Source organism: Stenotrophomonas sp. STEN035, from assembly GCF_056759935.1.
Genome location: NZ_JBRRDY010000021.1, coordinates 1 through 20,780, shown reverse-complemented (window position 1 = coordinate 20,780; position 20,780 = coordinate 1). Strand labels below are relative to the sequence as shown.

Below are 20,780 nucleotides of genomic sequence, written 5' to 3'. Positions count from 1 at the left end.
TCCGCACCATCTTTCGATTGCAAGAAATCTTACTTATCTTTTGCTTTCATTTTGTTGACATCTTTCGATTTCCTGCCCTAGAGTCGGCGCACTCGGTTTCGAAACGCCCGTTGAACGGGTTGGAGGCAAGGTGGAACACTGCGTTCGTCAATCGCCGCTGTTGCTGGCACTGCTTTCGGCCTTGTTGTTGCCGGCAGTGACCGCACAGGCCGAGCCCATCGGCAATCTGCGCTCCGTCACCGCCAGCGATGGCCGCGACGGTGTGCGTGCCTGGGACGTACGCAGTGACAACGGCAGTACCCTGCGCATCGAGGTGCTGGCCAACGACATCGTGCATGTGCAGGCCGGCCGCAACGGCAAGCTGACCGGCGCCGGCGACAAGGCCGCGCCCATCGTGCTGCCGCAGCCCGTGCAGCAGGTGCAGGTCCAGCTGGAGGAGGACGCGCAGGAAATCCGTGTGCGTACCCCGGCGCTGGTCCTGCATGTGCAGCGCCAGCCCTTGCAGCTGCGGTTGGAGCGTCTGGACGGTGGCAAGCCGGTGTCGCTATGGCAGGAGCAGCAGCCGTTGGATCTGTCCGCCGAGCAGAGCGTGCAGGTGCTGTCCTCGCAGGCCGATGAAGCCTTCTACGGTGGCGGCCAGCAGAACGGCCGTTTCCAGTTCAAGGGCCGCGAGCTTGAAGTTTCCTATTCCGGCGGCTGGGAAGAGGGCGACCGCCCGAGCCCGGCGCCGATGCTGCTCAGCTCACGCGGCTGGGGCATGTTGCGCAACACCTGGAGCGACGGCAGCTATGACCTGCGCCAGCCGGACCAGGCCACGCTGCTGCACCGCGAAGACCGCTTCGATGCCTATTACTTCGTCGGCAATGATCTGCAGCGTCTGCTGGAGCGCTACACCCAGCTGACCGGCCGACCGAACATGGTCGCGCGTTGGGCGCTGTCCTACGGCGATGCCGATTGCTACAACGACGGCGACAACATCAAGAAGCCCGGCAGCGTGCCCGAAGGCTGGAGCGATGGTCCCACCGGTACCACCATCGACGTCGTCAACAGCGTTGCCGCCAAGTACCGCGAGAACGACATGCCTGGCGGTTGGATCCTGCCCAACGATGGCTACGGCTGCGGTTACAAGCAGCTGCCGGAAACCGTGCAGGGCCTGGCCAAGTACGGCTTCAAGACCGGCCTGTGGACCGAGAACGGCGTCGACAAAATCTCCTGGGAAGTCGGCAAGGCCGGCAGCCGCGTGCAGAAGCTGGACGTGGCCTGGACCGGGCAGGGCTATCAGTTCGCGATGGATGCCAACCGCCAGGCCTTCGACGGCATTCTCAACAATTCCGACTCGCGCCCGTTCCTGTGGACGGTGATGGGCTGGGCCGGCATCCAGCGTTATGCGGTTGCATGGACCGGTGACCAGAGCAGCAGCTGGGACTACATCCGCTGGCACGTGCCGACCCTGGTGGGTTCCGGTCTGTCGGGCATGGCCTATGCGAGCGGCGACGTCGATGCGATCTTCGGCGGCAGCGCCGAGACATTCACCCGCGACCTGCAGTGGAAAACCTTCACTCCGGTGCTGATGGGCATGTCCGGCTGGTCGTCGAACGCGCGCAAGCACCCCTGGGCCTTCGACGAGCCCTATCGTTCGATCAACCGCGATTACCTCAAGCTGAAAATGCGCCTGACCCCGTATATGTACGGGCTGGTGCATGACGCCGCACAAAGCGGCGCGCCGCCGGTGCGTGGGCTGATGTGGGACAACCCACAGGACCCGCACGCGCAGGACGAAACCTACAAGTACCAGTTCCTGCTCGGCCGCGATCTACTGGTCGCGCCGGTCTATCGCAGCCAGGCGGCAAGCCGTGGCTGGCGCCGCGATATCCATCTGCCCGCTGGTGGCTGGTACGACTATTGGGATGGCCGCCATCTGCAGGCCGGTGCTGCAGGCAAGCAGCTCGACCGTCCGGTCGAGCTGGCGACGCTGCCAGTCTTCGTGCGTGCCGGTGCGATCCTGCCGATGTATCCGGAGATGCTGTTCGACGGCGAGAAGCCGTTGGATGAAGTGACCTTCGATCTGTATCCGCAGGGCGAATCCAGCTACACCTTGTACGAAGACGATGGCAGCACCCGCCGCTACCAGAAGGGCGAGTCCAGCACGCAGCACATCCGCGTGCAGGCGCCGGCGCAGGGCAGTGGCCCGGTGCAGGTCGAGATCGCACCGGTGCAGGGCGAGTATCAAGGTCAGTTGGCGCAGCGTCGCTATGGCCTGCGCGTGTTGAATCGCACTGCACCGACTGCAGTGCAACTGGATGGCCGCGCGCTGCCCAGGCTCGCCGATGCCGCTGCACTGCAGGCAGCCAACGAAGGCTGGTACTTCGATGGCAAGGAACGCAAGGGCACCCTGCACGTGCGTACCCCCAGCCAGGACATCCGCGCGCCGCTGAAGCTGCAGCTGGATTTCCCGGTCGCCGCCGCGCTGGCCGACGACGTGTTCCCGAACGCACCGGAACTGGGCCGCGCACTGCCGTCCGACAGCCTGCTGGTGGTCAATCGTCCGGCAGAAGAACCCGGCCATCCGTTGGAAGATGCCTTCGACGACGATCCGGCGACGTGGTTCCGCAGCGTGCGCAACCAGGCCATCCGTACCGGCGCCCACGAATGGGTGGTGGGCTTCGGCGAACGCAAGCTGATCGACGGCATCGAACTGGCACCGCGCAACGACCAGCACTGGAAGCACGGTCAGGTGCGTGATTACGAAATCTACATGGCCGACAGCAATGGCGAGTGGGGCAAGCCGATTGCCAGCGGTCACCTGCAGCTGAAGCAGGAACTGCAGCGCATCGACTTCCCAGCCCATGCCGGCCGCCTGCTGCGCTTCCGCGTGCTCAGCGTGCAGAACCCGGATGGCGACGGCGCAAGTGGTGCCGATCCGATGGTGACCGCAGCGCAGGGCGGCACCGCACGTGCGGTGGATGCACTGCAGCCACGCGATGTTGGCCCGATTGCACTGTCCACCTTCCATATCCTCGAGCAGCAAACGGCCGAGCGGCCGGCGCGGCAGCAATACCTCTCCCAGCTGCCGCTGCCGGCCGTGTTGGCCGCCCAGGTGCATGCCGACCGTTCGTTCGCTGCGGCCGTGCCGATGCGCATGAACGGCCTGCAGTTCCGCCGCGGCCTCGGCGTCGGTGCGCAAAGCCGCATCGACATGAGCTTGAAGGGGCAGTGGAAAACACTGCGCGCCGACCTCGGCGTCGACGACCAATGCCGGCAGGCCGGCGGCCTGCAGTTCCAGGTATGGGGCGATGACCGCCTGCTCTATGACAGCGGCTTTGTGAAAGCACCGGGTGTGGTCAAGCCCGAGCTCGACATCCGCGGTCTGTCCAAATTGAGCCTGCGCACCTTGGGCGCGCAGGGTAGCCAACCGTCCCAGGTCTGCGCCAACTGGGCCAACGCCGTACTGATAGGCGAGGAGGGCGATTCCGCCGACATCCTCGCCCCATGACCCACCCGTAACACCGCTCCTTCCACCGGATTACCCCGGCTACGGTCCAAGAACCGTGGCATGGGATCGCTTTGCCCGCCAACTGCTGTTTTTTTGCGTGCCCTTGCCAGGAGAGAACCCCGATGTTGCCAGCCAACCGCAGTGCCAAACGCTGTTTGCAAGCTCCACTATCGTTGGCTGTCGCCAGCGTGTTGTTCGCCATCGCCGCACCTGCCTTCGCGCAGGACAAGGCCGAGAAGGAAAAGGACAAGACCACCGAGTTGTCCCGCATCGAGGTCACCGGTTCCAACATCCGCCGCACCGATGTGGAGACCGCATCGCCGGTGCAGGTGATCAGCAAGCAGGACATCGAGAATATGGGCGCGCGCACGTTGTTGCAGGTGCTCGACAACCTGCCAGCAGCACGGCCGGGTCAGGTCGATTCCAAGTCCTTGTTCACCGGTTCCGATGGCGCTTCGCAGGCCAACCTGCGCGGCCTCGGCGCACAGGGCACGCTGGTGCTGTTGAATGGTCGCCGCCTGTCGTATTACGGCGCGCCGGCAGGCTTCCAGACCCAGTTCGTCAACATCGACGCCATTCCTGCCGCTGTCATCGAACGCATGGAAGTGCTGACCGATGGCGCCTCGGCCGTATACGGCACCGACGCGGTGGCCGGCGTCATCAACGTCATCACCAAGAGCAGCTACCAGGGCCTGGAAGTCAGCGGCACCTGGGACACTGCTTCGCGCTTTGATTCCTTCGGTGAGAAGCAGGCCAGCGTCACCGGCGGTTTCGGTGACATGGCCGAGGATGGCTACAACGTCTATGCCAGCGTCAATCTGTATGAGCGTGACGGCATTCCGGACAGCGAGTGGTACCTCAAGCACCCGGGCCAGTTCTACGTCAACACGCCGGACTACATCAAGAATCTGCGGCTGGACACCGGCAGCGCGCCGGGCGTGTTCAACCCCGGCTATTACTACGCCATCGATCCGGTCACTGGCGTGCGCAAGGATGAGGCTGCACCGGGCTGCAACAACGTGCTGCAGGTCAGCAGTGGCACCCGTTGCATCTGGCAGACCTGGATGAACCGGCAGATCAACGGCGGCGCGGATTCCAAGCGCGTCACCGCCTACGTCAATGGTCATTACCAGCTCAATGACAGCACCGAGGCGTTTGCCGAAGTCACCTATACCGACATTGACCTGCACGCCAATGGCGGTACGCCGCGTGCTTACGGCACCACCACCGGCAATCCGCAGAGCTGGTTCTCGCGCAACACCGGCAATACGGTCAACCAGTTCCTGACCCCGTGGCTCGGCCCGAACAACGAATACAACCACGCCAGCCCGGAGTTGAAGGCGATGAATGGCGGTGTGGTCGGTTTGGGTTACCTGCTGCAGGACGTCGGCGGTGGCCACTTCGGTCAGCGCAATACCGACGACAGCTACCGTGTGGTGGCAGGTCTGCGTGGTGCTGCCGGCGACTGGAACTGGGAGACCGCGTTCGCCACCGCCGGTTCGCACTCGGTCACCTACCAGACCACCAACGTCAACCTGAAGGGCTTCGAGAAAGCCTTTGGTCCGTACACCATCGATCCGGGCACTGGCCGCGTCATCATTTCCGATCATCCGGCCTACAAGTTCGGCGAGATCAGTGAAGCCAACGCAGCGCTGATCCGCGAAGCCTTCCCGACCTTCGACATCGAGTCGTGGACCCGCCTGCACACCTTGGACGGCAAGATCGAGGGCCCGCTGTTCAACATGCCGGCCGGTGAAGTGCGCGCGGCATTCGGCTTCAATGCAACCCGCGAAACCTTCTACACGCCGGGCAACCCGGACGCTGCCAACGGCCTGATCACCCAGCAGGGTGGCTCGTGGTTTGACGGCAAGCGCAACACCTACGCGCTGTTCTCCGAAGCCGTGGTGCCGCTGACTGAAAAGCTCGAGATGGACCTGGCACTGCGCCTGGACAAGTACCCGGGCTTCAGCGCCAACGCCGCGCCGAAGATCGGCCTGAAGTACCAGGCGCTGCCGCAGTTGATGCTGCGTGGTACCTATTCGGAAGGCTTCCGTGCACCCAGCCTGGCTGAAGCGGGTAGCGGTGGCGTGTATGCGCAGATCGGTGGTTATCGCGATGAAGTCCGTTGTGCGGAAACCAATGCGATCGCCGGCCTGTTGCGGCAGTCTAACCGCGTCGTCGACAAGGACCTGGGCAACAGCCTGTGGAACAGCGATTGCGCCCGCAACGTGGCGCGCATGACCCAGCCCAATCAGGACCTGAAGCCGGAGAAGGCGAAGATTGCCACGCTGGGCGTCGTGCTGGAGCCGACCGATTGGCTGTCGGTGTCGGCCGACTACTGGTTCGTGTACCGCCGCGATGAAATCGTCGCACCGGACTACAGCAAGGAAGAAGACATCGACTCGATGACCCGCTTCCCGATCACCGAATCCGACAAGTCCAACCTCGCTGCACTGGCTGCGATGTGCAACGACCCGGCCAGCGGTGTGACCTGTCCGGGCACCTTGCCGGGCTACAGCATCGGCAACGTCGCCAGCGTGATCGGCCAGTACAGCAACCGTGGCCGCACCCTGATCGACGGCTTCGACGTGGATTTGCGCAGCCGCTTCGACCTGGGTGAATGGGGCCGCCTGAACATCGGTGTAGCGGCGACGATCGCCAACCGCAATATGTACAACTCCGACAACGGTGACGGCTGGTACTACGGCAACCTGGTTGGCTACTACAACAACCCGAAGGTGCGCGCCACGTTCAATACCAACTGGACCTACGGCAAGTGGGATACCGGCTTCTACGTCAACTACGTCGGTGGTACCAAGTGGGCCTATGACCGCATCGATGCGCAGGACAACAACGCCCAGACCTGTACCGGCAGCTTCCTCGACCTGGCCCCCGGCCATTGCGGTGGCGCACCGGCATGGTGGACGGCCAACCTGAGCGTGAACTGGCGTCCGATCGAGAAGCTGAGTGTCGGTGTGACCGTCAAGAACCTGTTCAACCGCCTGCCGTTCTACGACCCGAACGACTGGATGAACTTCTCCGGCTATGCCAACAACTTTGGTCGCATCTACAGCGTGACCGCGACCTACAAGTTCTGATCCACTGCAGCAGCGCTTCCCCCTTATGCATTGCATGAGGGGGAAGACAGTGACACCGTCAGCACGGTCGCGGCACGCCTGCCATGACCGGCACGACCCCTGAAAGAGGAAACACAATGAAGCGTAGGGAATTCATCATGGCCAGCGCGGCCCTGGCCGCCACCAGTCTGCTGCCGGAAACGCCGGCGTGGGCACGCGGCCGCAAGGTGCGCCTGGGCGTGATCGGCACCGGCATGCGTGGCCAGGTACTGCTGAAGGAACTGGTGCGCCGCGACGACGTGGAAGTGGTTGCCCTGTGCGACATCGAGCCGATCATGCTCGGCCGCGCCATGGACATGGTGGCCAAGGCCGGCAAGCTGGCGCCGCAGGCCTATGGCGCGGACCGTGACCAGAACGCCTGGAAGCGCCTGCTGGAGCAGCGCGGCCTGGATGGCGTGATCATCGCCACACCGTGGGAACTGCATGCACCGATGGCGATTGCGGCGATGCAGGCCAAGGTCGCGGTGGGCTGCGAAGTGGTCGCCGGTATTACCCTGCAGGACCATTGGGATGTACTCAACACCCAGCTCAGCACCGGCACCCCGTACATGCTGCTGGAGAACGTCTGCTATCGCCGTGACGTGATGGCCGCGTTGCAGATGGTGCGTCAGGGCCTGTTCGGCGAATTGGTGCACCTGCAGGGCGGTTACCAGCACGACTTGCGTGGAGTGAAGTTCAACTCGGGTGATCCGTCGCAGCCCTATGACAGCGGCGTTGAGTTCGGCGCCAAGGGCTGGTCGGAAGCACGCTGGCGCACCGAGCATTCGGTGCAGCGCAATGGCGAGTTGTATCCCAGCCACGGCATCGGCCCGTGTGCGATGTATACCGGCATCAATCGCGGCAATCGCTTCACCCACATCAATGCCTTCGCCAGCAAGGCGCGCGGCCTGCATGACTACACCGTTGCCAAGAGCGGCGGGACTACCCACCCGAGCACCAAGGTCAAGTTCAAGCTCGGCGACATCGTGACCACCACGCTGGCCTGCGAGAACGGCGAAACCATCCTGCTGCAGCACGACACCTCGTTGCCGCGTCCGTACTCGATGGGCTTCCGCGTACAGGGCACCAAGGGCCTGTGGATGGACGTCAACCACGGCATCCACATCGAAGGTCGCAGCCCGCCGCACCAGTGGGAAGAGTTCAAGACCTACCAGGACCAGTACGAGCACCCGCTGTGGAAGCAACATGCCGCGACCGCTGCCAGCGCTGGTCACGGCGGCATGGACTGGTTCGTGATCCACGCCTTCGTGGAAGCATTGAAGGCCAAGGCACCGATGCCGATCGACATCTACGATGCCGTGACCTGGAGCGCGATCACGCCCTTGTCCGAGCAGTCGATCGCCAACAGCTTCCAGACCCTGGAGTTCCCGGATTTCACCAAGGGCCTGTGGCAGCAGCGCAAGCCGATCTTCGCCTTCGACGGCAGTTATTGATCAGCCGTGTTTCAGCTCCCTCCCTTGCGCCGAAGGCGTAGGGGAGGGTTGGGGAGGGGTTGAGCTCTTCGGCCTTTCCAGCAATGCCTGCTTCGCGGCTGATGCCGCTCCCACAGCTCCCACAACGCTGCCTAGCGTTCCAGTTCCGCATCCGGATCCGCCACCGGCGATGGCGGCGTAGCCGGCACTTCGGCCGGGGTGGCTTGCGCCGGCTTGTCCAGGATCGTTGCCTTGCGCCAATTACCCCAGCGGTAATAGGCCATGATCATCAGCATCGAGCAGAGCGCGCTGATCGGGAAGCTCCACCAGATAGCATCGGCACCAAAGCGTGGTTGAAGCCACAGTGCGAACGGCACGCGGATGCCCCACATGCCGATTGCCAGGATCAACAGCGGTGGCAGCACCGCACCGGTGGAGCGAACCACGCCGGACAGCACGAAGTTGACCCCGAAGAACAGGAACGACCACACCGCGATGTGGTTCAGGTGGCGGCCGATCTCCAGCGCCTCGCTGGCGGCAGGCAGGAACAGCGCCAGGGTGCTGCGATCAAACAGGATGATCGGCGCAATCAAGGCACCGGTCAGCAGGAAGTTGAACAGCACGCCGGTACGCGCGGTGGCTTCCACGCGTGGCCAAAGGCCGGCGCCCACATTCTGCGCGGCCATCGTCGAGCAGGCCGCGCCAATCGCCATGGCCGGCATCTGCACGTAGGTCCACAACTGCATTGCCGCGCCGTAGGCCGAGGCGGTTTCCACGCCGTAGCCATTGACCATGCTGATCATCATGATCATCGCCAGCGAGATCAGGATCATCTGCAGGCCCATCGGCACGCCCTTGACCACCAGCGCCTTGAGGATGACCGTGTCGATCTTCAGCAGGCCAATGTCCTTGCGCCCCAGCCACAGCATGTGCCGCTTGTTGCGCAGGTAGAGCATCAAGCCGGCCAGTGCCAGACCCTGCGAGAAGAAGGTGGCCCACGCTGCGCCGGCAATGCCGAGTTCCGGGAACGGGCCCACGCCGAAGATCAGCAACGGGTTGAAGGCGATATCCATCAACACCGCCAACAGCAGGAAGCGGAACGGTGTGCGCGCATCGCCGGCACCGCGCAGGGCGGCGGTGATGAAGGCGAACGCGTACAGCAGCGGCATCGCCAGGAAGATCACCTTCAGGTAGGCATCGGCCATCGGCAGCGATTCAGCTGGCGTGCCCATCGCCACCAGCAGGCGGTGTGACAGGAACCAGCCCAGTACCGCGATGACCGCAGACAGGCTGATGAAGAAGGTGGCGCTGGTGCCCATCACCCGCCGCGCCTGCGGCAAATCCTTGGCGCCGATGGACTGGCCGATCAGGATGGTCGCGGCCATGCCGATGCCGAACACCGAACCGATCAGGAAGAACATGATGTTGTTGGCGTTGGCGGTGGCGGTCAGCGCCGCCTCGCCGAGGAACTTGCCGACCCAGATGGCATTGACCGATCCGTTCAGCGACTGTGCGATGTTGCCAGCCAGAATCGGGAGCGCGAACATGAGCAGGCTGGTGCCGATCGGGCCTTCGGTCAGCGAGCGGGTTTGCTTGGGTTTCGACATGGACAACGTTGTCGGGATCGGGGCAGGCACACTAGCATCTTGCAGATGAGGGTGCCGGCGCCAGGTATCACCGGTGGGTGGCTTACACAGGAGTCATGGCAACGCGATGAGTGGTGAAGTCGTAGTGGTAGCAAGCATTCGTCTTGATGTGTGGCTGTGGGCCGCACGTTTCTTCAAGACCCGCAGCCTGGCCAAACAGGCAGTGGAGACCGGCAAGGTGGATGTGGAAGGGCAACGCCCCAAGTCGTCCCGCGCCATCCGCCTGGGCGATGCGCTGCGGGTGCAGCGTGGCGACGAGATCTTCGAGATCGCGGTACGCGGGCTGAGTGACAAACGTGGTTCGGCGCCGGTAGCACAGGCCATGTATGAAGAGTCGGCGGCCTCGAAGCAGGCGCGTCGCGAGCTGCAACTGCGTCGCGCCGCCGAGCGCACCGGCTACCAGGCCCCGGAGCACAAGCCCGACAAGCGCGCCCGGCGTTTGATCCGTGCCTTGGGTGACCTTGATGCGCTTTGATCCGCGCGCGAGGCAAGCGATTCACTGTAGTGCCGAGCCATGCTCGGCATTGGGCTCTACTAGTGAAGCCTCTGCCGAGCATGGCTCGGCACTACAGGAACAAAAACGCCACCTTGCGGTGGCGTTTTCAATCAGGCTCCAGCAGCTCAGCGCTTGCCGCTACCCAACAAGCCGCTACCCAGCTTGATCAGGTCGCTGACGCCGAACTGGCCGTCGCCGTCCTGGTCCATCACGCTTCCCAGCAGGCCGCCGCCGATGCCGCCGGCCTGGGCTACCTGTTGCTTTTCCTGGCCCAGAACCTGCGCCAGGCCGTTCGGATCGGCTGGCGCGGCGCCGCTGCTCATGCGCTGGGCGATGTAGGCCATCACGATCGGGGCGAGGATCTTCAGCAGCTGGCTGGAGGTGCTCGGGCTCAGGCCGGTGGCCTGGGCCAGGCCGGTCTCGGCACGGTCCTGGCTGCCGCCGAAGATGTGGCCGAGGATGCCGGCGCCATTTGCTGCCGGGCTGTTGCCGCCGCCCATCACCGCGCCCAGCACGCTGCCGATGTCCAGGCCGCTGTGGTTGTTCTGCAAGGCGCCGAACAGGGCTTCGGCGCCCTGCGGCTTGGCCGCGTTGTTGCCCAATGCGCCCATCAGCAGCGGTAGCGCGGCGCTGATGGCGCCCGAAGCCTGCTGGCTGTCGATGCCAAGCTGCTGCGAAACCTGCTGCAACGGTGCGCCCTGCAGCTGGGAGAGAAGGTCGTCGGTCAGGCTCATCGGGGGTTCCTTGAAAGGGTGGGTTGCCGAGCGGCATGGTAACCCCCGCAAGGGGGCGTAAGTGAAGGGGCCAAAGACGTGCCGGTTTGTGGGCAGAAACAGCACCGCCCGCGCAGGGCGGGCGGTGCTGTTTCATGGGCGAAGCTACATGCTTGGCTTACAGCTCGATGTCCTCAGCGCCTGGGGTGGCGGTCGGGAAATCGCTGCCCGGATGCGGCGGCGGCGCGAACGGATCAGTCGGGGCGGCTGCAGTCGCCAGCGCCTGCAGGGCGGCGGCAATGCCCGCACCATAGGCTGGGTCGGCTTTGTTGCAGTTGTCGATGTGACGCTGCTTGATGAAGTCCGGTGCATCGCCAAGTGCCCGTGCGGTGTTCTCGAACAGACGCTGCTTCTGTGCCGCGTTATAGCTGCGGAACAGGGCACCGGGCTGGCTGAAGTAGTCGTTGTCGTCTTCGCGGAAATTCCAGAAATCGGCATCGCCACGGATCTTCAGCGCCGGCTCGCGGTACTGCGGCTGCTCCTGCCACTGGCCATAGCTGTTGGGCTCGTAATGCGGCAGGCCTCCGTAGTTGCCGTCCACGCGCATGGCGCCATCGCGGTGGTTGCTGAAGACCGGGCAACGGGCGGCGTTGACCGGAATCTGGTGGTGGTTGACGCCCAGTCGATAACGCTGCGCGTCGGTGTAGGCGAACAGGCGTGCCTGCAGCATCTTGTCCGGCGAGGGGCCGATGCCCGGGACGAGGTTGCTCGGTGCAAATGCCGACTGCTCCACATCCTGGTACCAGTTGACCGGGTTGCGGTTGAGCTCGAACTCGCCGACTTCGATCAGCGGGTAATCGCTCTTCGGCCACACCTTGGTAAGGTCGAACGGATGGATGCGGTAGGTCTCCGCTTCCAGCTCCGGCATGACCTGCACGAACAGCTTCCACTTCGGGAACTCATTGCGCTCGATGGCCTGGAACAGATCGCGGCCATGGCTTTCGCGGTCCTTGCCGACCAGCACTTCGGCCTGCGCATCGGTCAGCGCCTGCACGCCCTGCTGGGTGACGAAGTGGAACTTCACCCAGAAGCGCTCGCCGCCTTCATTGGTGAAACTGTAGGTGTGCGAACCGAAGCCGTTCATATGGCGGAAGCTGCGCGGGATGCCGCGGTCGCTCATCACCACCGTGACCTGCATCAGTGCTTCCGGCAGCAGGGTCCAGAAATCCCAGTTGTTGCGGGCGCTGCGCAGGTTGGTATGCGGGTCGCGCTTGACCGCCTTGTTGAGGTCGCCGAACTTGCGCGGGTCACGCAGGAAGAACACCGGCGTGTTGTTGCCGACCAGGTCCCAGTTGCCTTCCTCGGTGTAGAACTTCAGTGCAAAGCCACGGATGTCGCGCTCGGCATCGGCGGCGCCGCGCTCACCGGCCACGGTGGTGAAACGAGCGAACATCTCGGTCTGCTTGCCCACGGCCGAGAACAGCTTGGCGCGGGTGTACTTGCTGATGTCATGGGTGACGGTGAACGTGCCGAATGCGCCCGAGCCCTTGGCATGCATGCGGCGCTCGGGAATGATCTCGCGATTGAGGTTGGCGAGCTTTTCAAGCAGCCATACATCTTCCATCAGCAACGGGCCGCGCGGGCCTGCGGTCTTGCTGTTCTGGTTGTCCACCACCGGCGCGCCGAAGGCGGTGGTCAGCGGCGTCACCGGTGCGTCGCCATGCTGCTGCTTGGGTGTGGTGCTGGTGTCACGCTGCGACTGCGCGGCCTGCTCGGGGGAGGGGGCGCTGTGGTACGGACAGGTCGGCTTGGTGTCATTGCTCATGGCTGGCTCCTGCTGGCGTTGGGGTAGTTCTTGCACCGACTGTAACCACCGAAGCGTTAAATGAATAATCAAATGAACCGCTCGCTCTGATAGGGCTTACCTATTGCTCAGCTTGCGGGGATAAATGCGCTCTGTTGATGCCGCAGGCTCAATGCGCCGGCCGTCAGCCGTTATGCTGGGCAGCTGTCTGTGCCGGAATCCCTGATGAGCCAACGCGCCGCCCGATTGCTGCACCTGCTGGATGAATTGCGGCGGCGCCGCACGCCGGTGCGCGGTGCCGAGCTGGCACAACGGCTGGAGGTGAGCCTGCGCACCGTGTACCGGGACATCGATGCCTTGCGCGGGCAGGGCGCCGATATCGCCGGTGATCCGGGCATCGGCTACCAGTTGCGGCCGGGTTTCCTGCTTCCTCCGATGATGTTTTCCGCCGAAGAGCTCGAAGCGGTGCTGCTGGGCGCGCGCTGGGTGGCCTCGCACGGCGACCCGGAACTGGCGGCTGCTGCCGACACCGCCTTGCAGCGCGTCATTGGCGTATTGCCCGAAACCCTGCGCCTGCAGGTGGAAACCAGTGGCCTGTTCGCACCGCACTGGCACGCGGTGCCACCGGAGCCGTGGCTGCCGGCCTTGCGTCGCGCGATCCGCGATGGCAATGCCGTGCGCATCCAGTACCGCGACGTCGAGGGCAGGGTCAGTGAACGCATGATCTGGCCGTTCGCTATGGCGTTCATGGCCGATGTACGCATGCTGGCGGCGTGGTGTGAAATGCGTGGCGATTTCCGCCACTTCCGTGCCGACCGTTTGCTGGCACTGGAAGACACCGCGCAACGCTATCCAGCGCAACGTCATCAGTTGTTGAAGCGTTGGCGCGCGCAGTGCATGACGGATTCTTGATGCGTCACTGCTGACAGCTGCTGTCAGCAGCCCCTACGCACACTGTCGGCTCCTTACAACGCAGGTGCCAGACATGACCGACACGCTTACCTTCTACAGCCACCCACATTCGCGTGGCCGCATCACCCGCTGGATGCTGGAAGAAACCGGTCTGCGCTACGACGCGGTGATGCTGGAGTACGGCACCAGCATGAAGTCGGCGCAGTATCTGGCGATCAACCCGATGGGCAAGGTGCCGGCCTTGGTGCAGGGAACAACGGCGATCACCGAGAACGCGGCGATCTGCCTGCACCTGGCCGATCTGGCACCGGCCAAGGCCTTGTTGCCGCCAGTAGGCAGCGCCGAGCGCGGCGAATGTTACCGCTGGGTATTGTTTGCGGCCGGGCCGCTGGAAGCGTTCGTCACCGATCTTCGCCATGGCACGCTGGCACCGCCGATGGAGGCCGGTTATGGCACTGCCGAGGATTTGATTCGCACCTTGGAAACGGCGGTTGCCGGCAAGCACTATCTGGTGGGTGATGGCTTTACCGTCGCCGATCTGTATATGGCGGCGTTCCTGAGCTACTTCATCAGCATGGGCCAGCTTGAGGCCAAGCCGGTGTTCACCGATTACTGCGCACGGCATCTGCAGCGGCCGGCGTCGGTGCGGGCGGGGCAACTGGATGATGCGTTGGTGGCGCCTGTGGGAGCGGTGTAAGCCGCGAAGCTGGCATTGCGCGAAAAGCAGAAAGAACCGACCCCTCCCCAACCCTCCCCTTGGCCTTCGGCCAAAGGGAGGGAGCAGAAGTTGTAGTGCCGAGCCATGCTCGGCAGGGGCTGTACCGGGAAAACCCCATGCCGATCATGGCTCGGCACTACTGGGCGGTGCGGCTCAGATCAGCGACTTCACACGGTACAAGGCTTCCAACGCCTGCTTGGGCGTCAGCTCATCCGGATCAATCGCCTGCAACGCATCCAAGGCCGCCGAATTCGGCGCGGCAAACAAACCAAACTGCTGCGGTGCATCCAGTGCCTGTGGCGCCATTGCCGCGCTCTGGGTCTCGCCGCCACGTTGCTCCAGCTCCGCCAGGCGTCGGCGTGCCTGCGCGACCGTGGACTTGGGCAGGCCAGCCAAGGCCGCTACCTGCAGACCAAAGCTGCGGTTGGCCGGGCCGTCCTTCACTGCATGCATGAATACCAGCGTGTCGCCGTGCTCCACCGCATCCAGGTGCACGTTGGCAATGCCGCTGGCGCCACCTTCATGGCTCTCATCGGCCAACGCGGTCAGCTCGAAGTAGTGGGTGGCAAACAGCGTGTAGCAACGGTTCTGATAGGCCAGATGGCGTGCGACCGCATCGGCCAGGGCCAGGCCGTCGTAGGTCGAGGTGCCGCGACCGATTTCGTCCATCAACACCACCGAATGCTCGGTGGCGTGATGCAGGATGTAGCTGGTCTCGGCCATTTCCACCATGAAGGTGGATTGGCCCTTGGCCAGATCGTCGCCGGCGCCGATGCGGGTCAGGATGCGGTCGATCGGGCCGATCACCGCGCGGCTGGCCGGCACGAAGCTGCCGATATGGGCGAGTAGCACGATCAGCGCGTTCTGCCGCATGTACGTCGACTTACCGCCCATGTTCGGACCGGTGATGACCAGCATGCGACGGTCCGGGTGCAGGTCCAGATCGTTGGGTTCGAACGGCGTGTCGCGTACGGCTTCGACCACCGGGTGGCGGCCGCGCTCGATACGCAGGCAGGCATCTTCCTGCAGCTCCGGCTGCGACCAGTCCAGCGCCTGTGCGCGTTCGGCGAATGCGGCCAACACGTCCAGTTCGCTCAAGGCGTCAGCGCAGCGTTTCAGCGGCTCCAGGTGCTGGCCAACAATGTCGAGCAGGCCTTCGTACAGCAGCTTCTCGCGGCTGAGCGAGCGCTCACGTGCAGACAGCACCTTGTCCTCGAAGTTCTTCAACTCCTCGGTGATGTAGCGTTCGGCATTGGTCAGGGTCTGGCGGCGGGTGTAGTGCACCGGCGCCTTGTCGGACTGGCCCTTGCTGATCTCGATGTAATAGCCATGCACGCGGTTGTAGCCGACCTTCAAGGTGGCAATGCCGCTGGCCTGGCGCTCACGCGCTTCCAGATCGATCAGGAACTGGTCGGCGTGGGTGGACAGGCGGCGTAGTTCGTCGAGCTCGGCGTCGTAGCCTTCGGCGATCACGCCGCCGTCGGACAGCTTCAGCGGCGGCTGCTCGGCGATGGCGCTGGCCAGCAGCTGCGCGCTTTCATCGTGCGAGCCCAGTTCGGCGCGCAGCTGTTGCAGGCGCGGTGAATCCAGTGCATCCAGCTGCGCGGTGATTGCCGGTAGCAGGCCCAGGCCGTCACGCAGGGTGGAGAAATCGCGCGGGCGTGCCGAGCGCAGCGCCATGCGGGTCAGGATGCGCTCGATGTCGCCCAGGGCGCGGAAGCTGTCGCGCAGGTCGGCGTCGGTGCCGCGATCAATCAGCGTGGCAACCGCGTGGTGGCGTTGCTGCAGCACGTTGCGCAGGCGCAGCGGGCGGTGCAGCCAGCGGCGCAGCAGGCGCCCGCCCATCGGCGAGACGGTGCTGTCGAGTACGCCGAGCAAGGTATTGCGGGTGTCGCCGTCGACGCGCGTATCCAGTTCCAGATGACGGCGGGTGGCGGCGTTCATCGCGATCGCTTCGCCAGCATTTTCCATCGAAATGGAGGTCAGGTGCGGCAGGCGCTGCTTCTGGGTTTCCTCGACATAGCCGAGCAGGGCACCGGCAGCGCCGGTGGCACGCGGCTTGTCGTCGATGCCGAAGCCGCTGAGGTCGTGCAGCTTGAAGAAGTTCAGCAGATGGCGGCGACCACTGTCGGCATCGAACAGCCACGGCGCGCGGCGGCGTACGCCATTGCGATGGCGCAGGAACTCGGGCCAGTTCTCCTCGTCGGGCACCAGCAGCTCGGCCGGTTCCAATCGGGCCAGCTCGGCTTCCAGCGCATCGTCGGTGTCGACTTCGTTGACCAGGAAGCGGCCGCCAGCCAGATCGGCCCAGGCCAGGCCGTAGCCGGCCTTGCTGCGCGACAACGCCATCAGCAAGGTGTCGCGGCGCTCGTCCAGCAGCGCTTCGTCGGTAACCGTGCCGGGGGTGACCACACGCACCACCTTGCGCTCGACCAGGCCCTTGGCCAGCGCCGGGTCGCCGATCTGCTCGCAGATCGCTACCGACTCGCCAACCGCCACCAGCCGCGCCAGGTAGCCCTCGAAGGCATGCACCGGCACACCGGCCATTGGGATCGGCGCGCCGCCGGAGCTGCCACGCTGGGTCAGGGTGATGTCGAGCAGGCGTGCGGCCTTGCGCGCGTCGTCATAGAACAATTCGTAGAAATCGCCCATCCGGAAGAACAGCAGCAGGTCCGGGTACTCGGACTTGGCTGCAAAGAACTGCTTCATCAACGGGGTGTGTTCGGGCTTCTTCTCGGTCACGCGGGGTCCACTTCAATTTGCCGGGCGGCGGCATAGGGCCGCTATTGTAGGCGCAGTGTCGGGGATGGACGAGGAGGAGGCTTGGATGAGTGCTATCCCGGCGTACGTCGCGGCGCCGCCAACATGTGTTGGCGATGAGGGTGGGCCGGATTTTCCTGAATGCTTGACCGTTGCGTGGTCGGCCGGTATCGCCGACAGGATGGCGATCCTCCGGCGGGTATGTGTTTGCTCGGTAGATCGGGGCCAGCTGCAACGAAGTAGTGGAGGCGCGTTGACCGGTTGCGTCCTGCGTCCGGCAACGAGAGGAGGGCGCCTGCACTGGGGCCATCGTTGCGTCAGTCGGTGCCTAGAAATTCCAGGTCAGCGATACCCCGGCCGTGCGGAAGCTGTCCGGTGAAAGGTATTGCATCAATCCATCGTTATTGATGGTGGCACCGTAGGAGATGAAGCTGCGGTAGTGCTTGTCCAGCAGGTTGCGCGCGTACAGCGATACTTCCCACTGGCCATCCTCGGCACCGATGCCGACGGAAAGGTTAACCACGCCATACCCAGGGGTAGTGGTGGAGGACTGGGCGGGGGCATTGTAGAACTTACTTCTGTAGCTCCAACCGGCATTGCCATTGATGGCCAGGCCGTTGCCAAGAGCATGATAGTAGTTTCCGTTGAGGGAATAGCTGTACTTGGAAACAAACGATGGGGTGAATCCGGTCAGGTCAGCCTGCAGCACACCGTCGACGAGACCACAGGGGGCATCCTGGTTGGCCTCGCAGGTGGTGAAGTAGTCCCGGAACTCGGCGTCGGTGATCGCGCCGGTGGCGATCAACGAGAAGTCCGCAAACGGGCGCCAGCTGATTTCAAGTTCAGCCCCCTTGGTACGCATCTCGCCTGCGTTTGACATGGCATAGCCCAAGGTCTCCGGGATGTAGACCTGTGCCTGGAAATCCTTGTAGTCGGCTTTGTACAGGCTGACGTTGACGGTGAGGCTGCGGTCGAAAAACTGAGTCTTCGCACCGAGTTCGTAGGCCGTGGATTTTTCCGGCTGGATCTTGTTGGAGCGGTCCGAGACCGGGTCGATGGTGGGGCCCTTGTAGCCCGTGGCGACGTTGGCGTACCACATCAAGGTGGCGCTCTGCTGGAACTGAAGGGCGACCTTGCCCGATACGTTCTCCTTGCTGATTTCGGCGTGCGATGGAAGGATGTTGCCAACGTAGATAACGGGCTTTCCTTCCGCGCTAGGCATCTGCACAGGGGTCATGGAGGCGAACACCTTGTCGTTGGTGTAGCGCAATCCACCGCTGGCCGACCAGCGATCGCTCAGCTTGTAGCCGACATTGGCGTAGATCGCGTGGCTCTTGGTGTCGGCGTGGACATGCTGTCTGGGTCCGGTGAGCGAGAGATATTCGCTAGGCGGTTCCGGGCTGAAATTGAAGCCACCATAGGCGTAGTACTCGTATGTGCTGTCGACATTTGCGTAGTATGCGCCCAGGACATAGTCCAGTTGCTCGTCATGCGCAGTGCCGGCCAAGCGGAACTCCTGGCTGATCTGATGTGCACGGGTCGTTGTTATGTTTCTGTTGAGGAAGTTTGCCGGTGTCTGGTCCATGTCGTGAATCTGGTTCACGGTTGAGGCGCGATAAGCGGTGATGGACGTCAACTGGGCACCGTTGGCCAGTCGCAGGTCGGCCTTCGTCGAAAAGCCGGTTACTCCCTGGAAGGCAAAACCATCAGCGTCAGCCTGACTGGTAAAGCTGTCGCCGCCAATGTTCTGGAAGCCGGCGAGGCTGGTGTTGTAGCCCTCGTCCGTGCCCAGCGTATAGAGGGTCCCCAGGGCGCGGTTGAACAAGGTCTGGCGCTCTGCTGCCACCAGGATGTCGAGCTGCTCGGTCGGCTTCCACAGCCACTTTCCGCGAATGCCACGTCCGGTTTGGTCGCCGATGTTCCAATCGTGGAAAGCATTGGCAATGGCGCCGTCCTGGTCCTTGTAATACGCGGAAAGGCGTAGCGCAGAGGTATCGGAGACAGCCAGGTTGCCGGTCACGCGCGCGACATGTTCGTTGCGCTCACCCAGCGACAACGAAACCGAGCCGCCGGTGGTGCCGATTTCCGGGTTGCGGGTGCTGATGTTGACCACGCCTGCGGAGGCATTCTTGCCGAACAAGGTACCCTGCGGGCCGCGCAGAACCTCGATGTGTTCGATGTCATTGAAGCCTGCTACGCCGGGATCACGGGGGATGCCAATCACGACGTCATCGACCACGGTGCCAACGGTTTGCTCGGAGGCGACGCTAAAGGCCTGTGTGCCGATGCCACGGACCTGGAAGCCCCCGCTATTGGCGGTGCCTGCGCTAGCCGAGAACGACACCCCGGGGGCGAGATACTGCAGGTCGGAGATGTTGCTCATGTTGGTGCGGTCAAGCTGTTCAGCGGTGACAACGCTGACTGAAATGGGGGTGCGTTGCAGCGGTTTGGCTTGGTGGGTAGAGCGTACCGTCACCGTGTCCAGGTCCTTGGTCGTGGGCTCCGAAGCGGCAGTAGGATCCTCGGCCAGCGCGGGTTGTGCGGCTGCCAGTGCGTAAAACAGGGCCAATGACAGGTGGGTGCAACGCAGGCCGCTTCCGGAACTCCGGTGTTGTTGGGCGGTGGATTTCCTCATGCATTTCTCTCCGATGGTGAGGCTGGGAGCCGGTTGGGACCGGCGGGTTTGTGCGCTGAAGGGTTTGTTCTGGTGCAGCGCTTGCTAACGTTTGCCACCGAGGAGAAATCCAGCCGGGACATAGTCAGTGCGGCAATTCAACGCGGGGCAGCATGGCGCTGTTGCGCAGTACTCCTGTCCAGCGTCGTGGCTGCCGGACGAGTTAGACGAACCGTGGAGAAGGACTCTGCTAGGTGATGGCTTAGCAGGTATCGCGCTTGGTTGCGGTCGGCTGTGTTCGCTGCAAGCGCTGCACCCGGGGATGCCCGCTTGTGCCGATGGATGCGGCAGCAACGCGGTTGCTAACGTTGTGCGCAAGATGAAAGGGCTGGCTGCATCCAGCAAGCTGTGTCGTAGGACGTCCAGGCCTGCAGTCCGCCAAGTGCCGAACAGCCTGTTCGGTGCTGCAAAGCGGTCTCCACAAGCAGTCAGCAGCCAGTGGGCCGCTGATGGTTGCTGGTTGCGATCTTGATGCTGCCTTGGATTCCATTTCCGGGATGACTCCACGCAGGTTGATCAATGCTTGTCACGCGTTGCGGGAGCGACGATGTTCATTCGGCAATGTCGGCGTCAATAGTTTGCAGCGAGATGCGCGAATCGGAACATTTCAGCGAAAAGTTGCAGTTGTTATAGAGCGGGATAGTTGATTGATTTTCATCAATGGCAGCGATGCAACTGTGCATGGTTTGCGCTTTGTCACCTGGAGATTGCAACGGTGTTTGCTGCGCAGGCGAAGCCTGTTTGCGCAGTCTGCTTGAATGAAAGGAAATTGAATGGATGAAAGAAGGAACGGTTACTTGAATCAAGCTGGATACAGCTCGTTCTGCGTACGTTGGAAGGCGCTGGCGTTCGATTCTAGAGGGTGGCGATTGGGCGCGGATGTTGCCGGAGACAAGGTGGTGTCTGGACCGGCCAGAGTTCTGTAGACACTCAGTCGCCGCTCTGCGCGTAGCGCCTTTCAAACTCTACCGGTGACAGTCCGCCAGCGGAACCATGCCGGCGGATCGGGTTGTAG

12 protein-coding genes are annotated in these 20,780 nt (G+C 63.4%); 6 read left to right on the top strand and 6 right to left on the bottom strand.

Annotation, left to right across the window (positions count from 1 at the left end):
• Positions 1 to 130: 130 nt before the first annotated feature.
• From ACVOLL_RS12595 to ACVOLL_RS12585, 3 genes are all read left to right on the top strand, one after another.
• Positions 131 to 3,493 (top strand): TIM-barrel domain-containing protein, encoded by a 3,363-nt coding sequence (locus ACVOLL_RS12595; protein ID WP_481513187.1) that lies wholly within the window; start codon positions 131 to 133, stop codon positions 3,491 to 3,493.
• A gap of 122 nt (positions 3,494 to 3,615) precedes the next feature.
• Positions 3,616 to 6,591 carry a TonB-dependent receptor plug domain-containing protein gene (locus ACVOLL_RS12590; RefSeq protein ID WP_481513186.1) on the top strand — a complete coding sequence of 992 codons (2,976 nt, stop codon included), beginning with the start codon at positions 3,616 to 3,618 and terminating at the stop codon, positions 6,589 to 6,591.
• A 116-nt stretch (positions 6,592 to 6,707) separates the two neighbouring features.
• Positions 6,708 to 8,063 (top strand): Gfo/Idh/MocA family protein, encoded by a 1,356-nt coding sequence (locus tag ACVOLL_RS12585; RefSeq protein WP_481513185.1) that lies wholly within the window; start codon positions 6,708 to 6,710, stop codon positions 8,061 to 8,063.
• 131 nt (positions 8,064 to 8,194) lie between these two features.
• Here the strand turns inward: ACVOLL_RS12585 and ACVOLL_RS12580 are convergent, their stop codons facing one another.
• Positions 8,195 to 9,649, bottom strand: a complete 1,455-nt coding sequence (locus tag ACVOLL_RS12580; protein ID WP_481513184.1) for an MATE family efflux transporter — start codon at positions 9,647 to 9,649, stop codon at positions 8,195 to 8,197.
• Between the two features lie 106 nt (positions 9,650 to 9,755).
• Here ACVOLL_RS12580 and ACVOLL_RS12575 point away from each other — a divergent pair, with 106 nt between their 5' ends.
• On the top strand, positions 9,756 to 10,163 hold the full coding sequence (locus tag ACVOLL_RS12575; RefSeq protein ID WP_481513183.1) for an RNA-binding S4 domain-containing protein: 408 nt from the start codon (positions 9,756 to 9,758) through the stop codon (positions 10,161 to 10,163).
• A gap of 146 nt (positions 10,164 to 10,309) precedes the next feature.
• Here ACVOLL_RS12575 and ACVOLL_RS12570 read toward each other — a convergent pair whose 3' ends face one another.
• Together ACVOLL_RS12570 and ACVOLL_RS12565 are read right to left on the bottom strand one after the other, a co-directional pair.
• Positions 10,310 to 10,918 (bottom strand): DUF937 domain-containing protein, encoded by a 609-nt coding sequence (locus tag ACVOLL_RS12570; protein WP_481513182.1) that lies wholly within the window; start codon positions 10,916 to 10,918, stop codon positions 10,310 to 10,312.
• 157 nt (positions 10,919 to 11,075) lie between these two features.
• Complete coding sequence (locus tag ACVOLL_RS12565) at positions 11,076 to 12,722, bottom strand: catalase (protein ID WP_481513181.1); 1,647 nt, start codon at positions 12,720 to 12,722, stop codon at positions 11,076 to 11,078.
• Positions 12,723 to 12,926: 204 nt separating this feature from the next.
• Between ACVOLL_RS12565 and ACVOLL_RS12560 the strand changes: the two genes are divergently transcribed.
• Together ACVOLL_RS12560 and ACVOLL_RS12555 are read left to right on the top strand one after the other, a co-directional pair.
• On the top strand, positions 12,927 to 13,613 hold the full coding sequence (locus ACVOLL_RS12560; RefSeq protein WP_481513180.1) for a helix-turn-helix transcriptional regulator: 687 nt from the start codon (positions 12,927 to 12,929) through the stop codon (positions 13,611 to 13,613).
• 73 nt (positions 13,614 to 13,686) lie between these two features.
• Positions 13,687 to 14,310: a glutathione S-transferase family protein gene (locus tag ACVOLL_RS12555; protein WP_481513179.1), complete on the top strand. Its 624-nt coding sequence runs from the start codon at positions 13,687 to 13,689 to the stop codon at positions 14,308 to 14,310.
• Between the two features lie 174 nt (positions 14,311 to 14,484).
• Here the strand turns inward: ACVOLL_RS12555 and mutS are convergent, their stop codons facing one another.
• From mutS to ACVOLL_RS12540, 3 genes are all read right to left on the bottom strand, one after another.
• Positions 14,485 to 17,040: a DNA mismatch repair protein MutS gene (gene mutS, locus ACVOLL_RS12550; RefSeq protein WP_481513238.1), complete on the bottom strand. Its 2,556-nt coding sequence runs from the start codon at positions 17,038 to 17,040 to the stop codon at positions 14,485 to 14,487.
• Between the two features lie 379 nt (positions 17,041 to 17,419).
• Complete coding sequence (locus ACVOLL_RS12545) at positions 17,420 to 19,726, bottom strand: TonB-dependent receptor (protein ID WP_481513178.1); 2,307 nt, start codon at positions 19,724 to 19,726, stop codon at positions 17,420 to 17,422.
• A gap of 590 nt (positions 19,727 to 20,316) precedes the next feature.
• Positions 20,317 to 20,571, bottom strand: coding sequence for a hypothetical protein (locus tag ACVOLL_RS12540; RefSeq protein ID WP_481513177.1), 255 nt, complete (start codon positions 20,569 to 20,571; stop codon positions 20,317 to 20,319).
• Between the last annotated feature and the right edge of the window lie 209 nt (positions 20,572 to 20,780).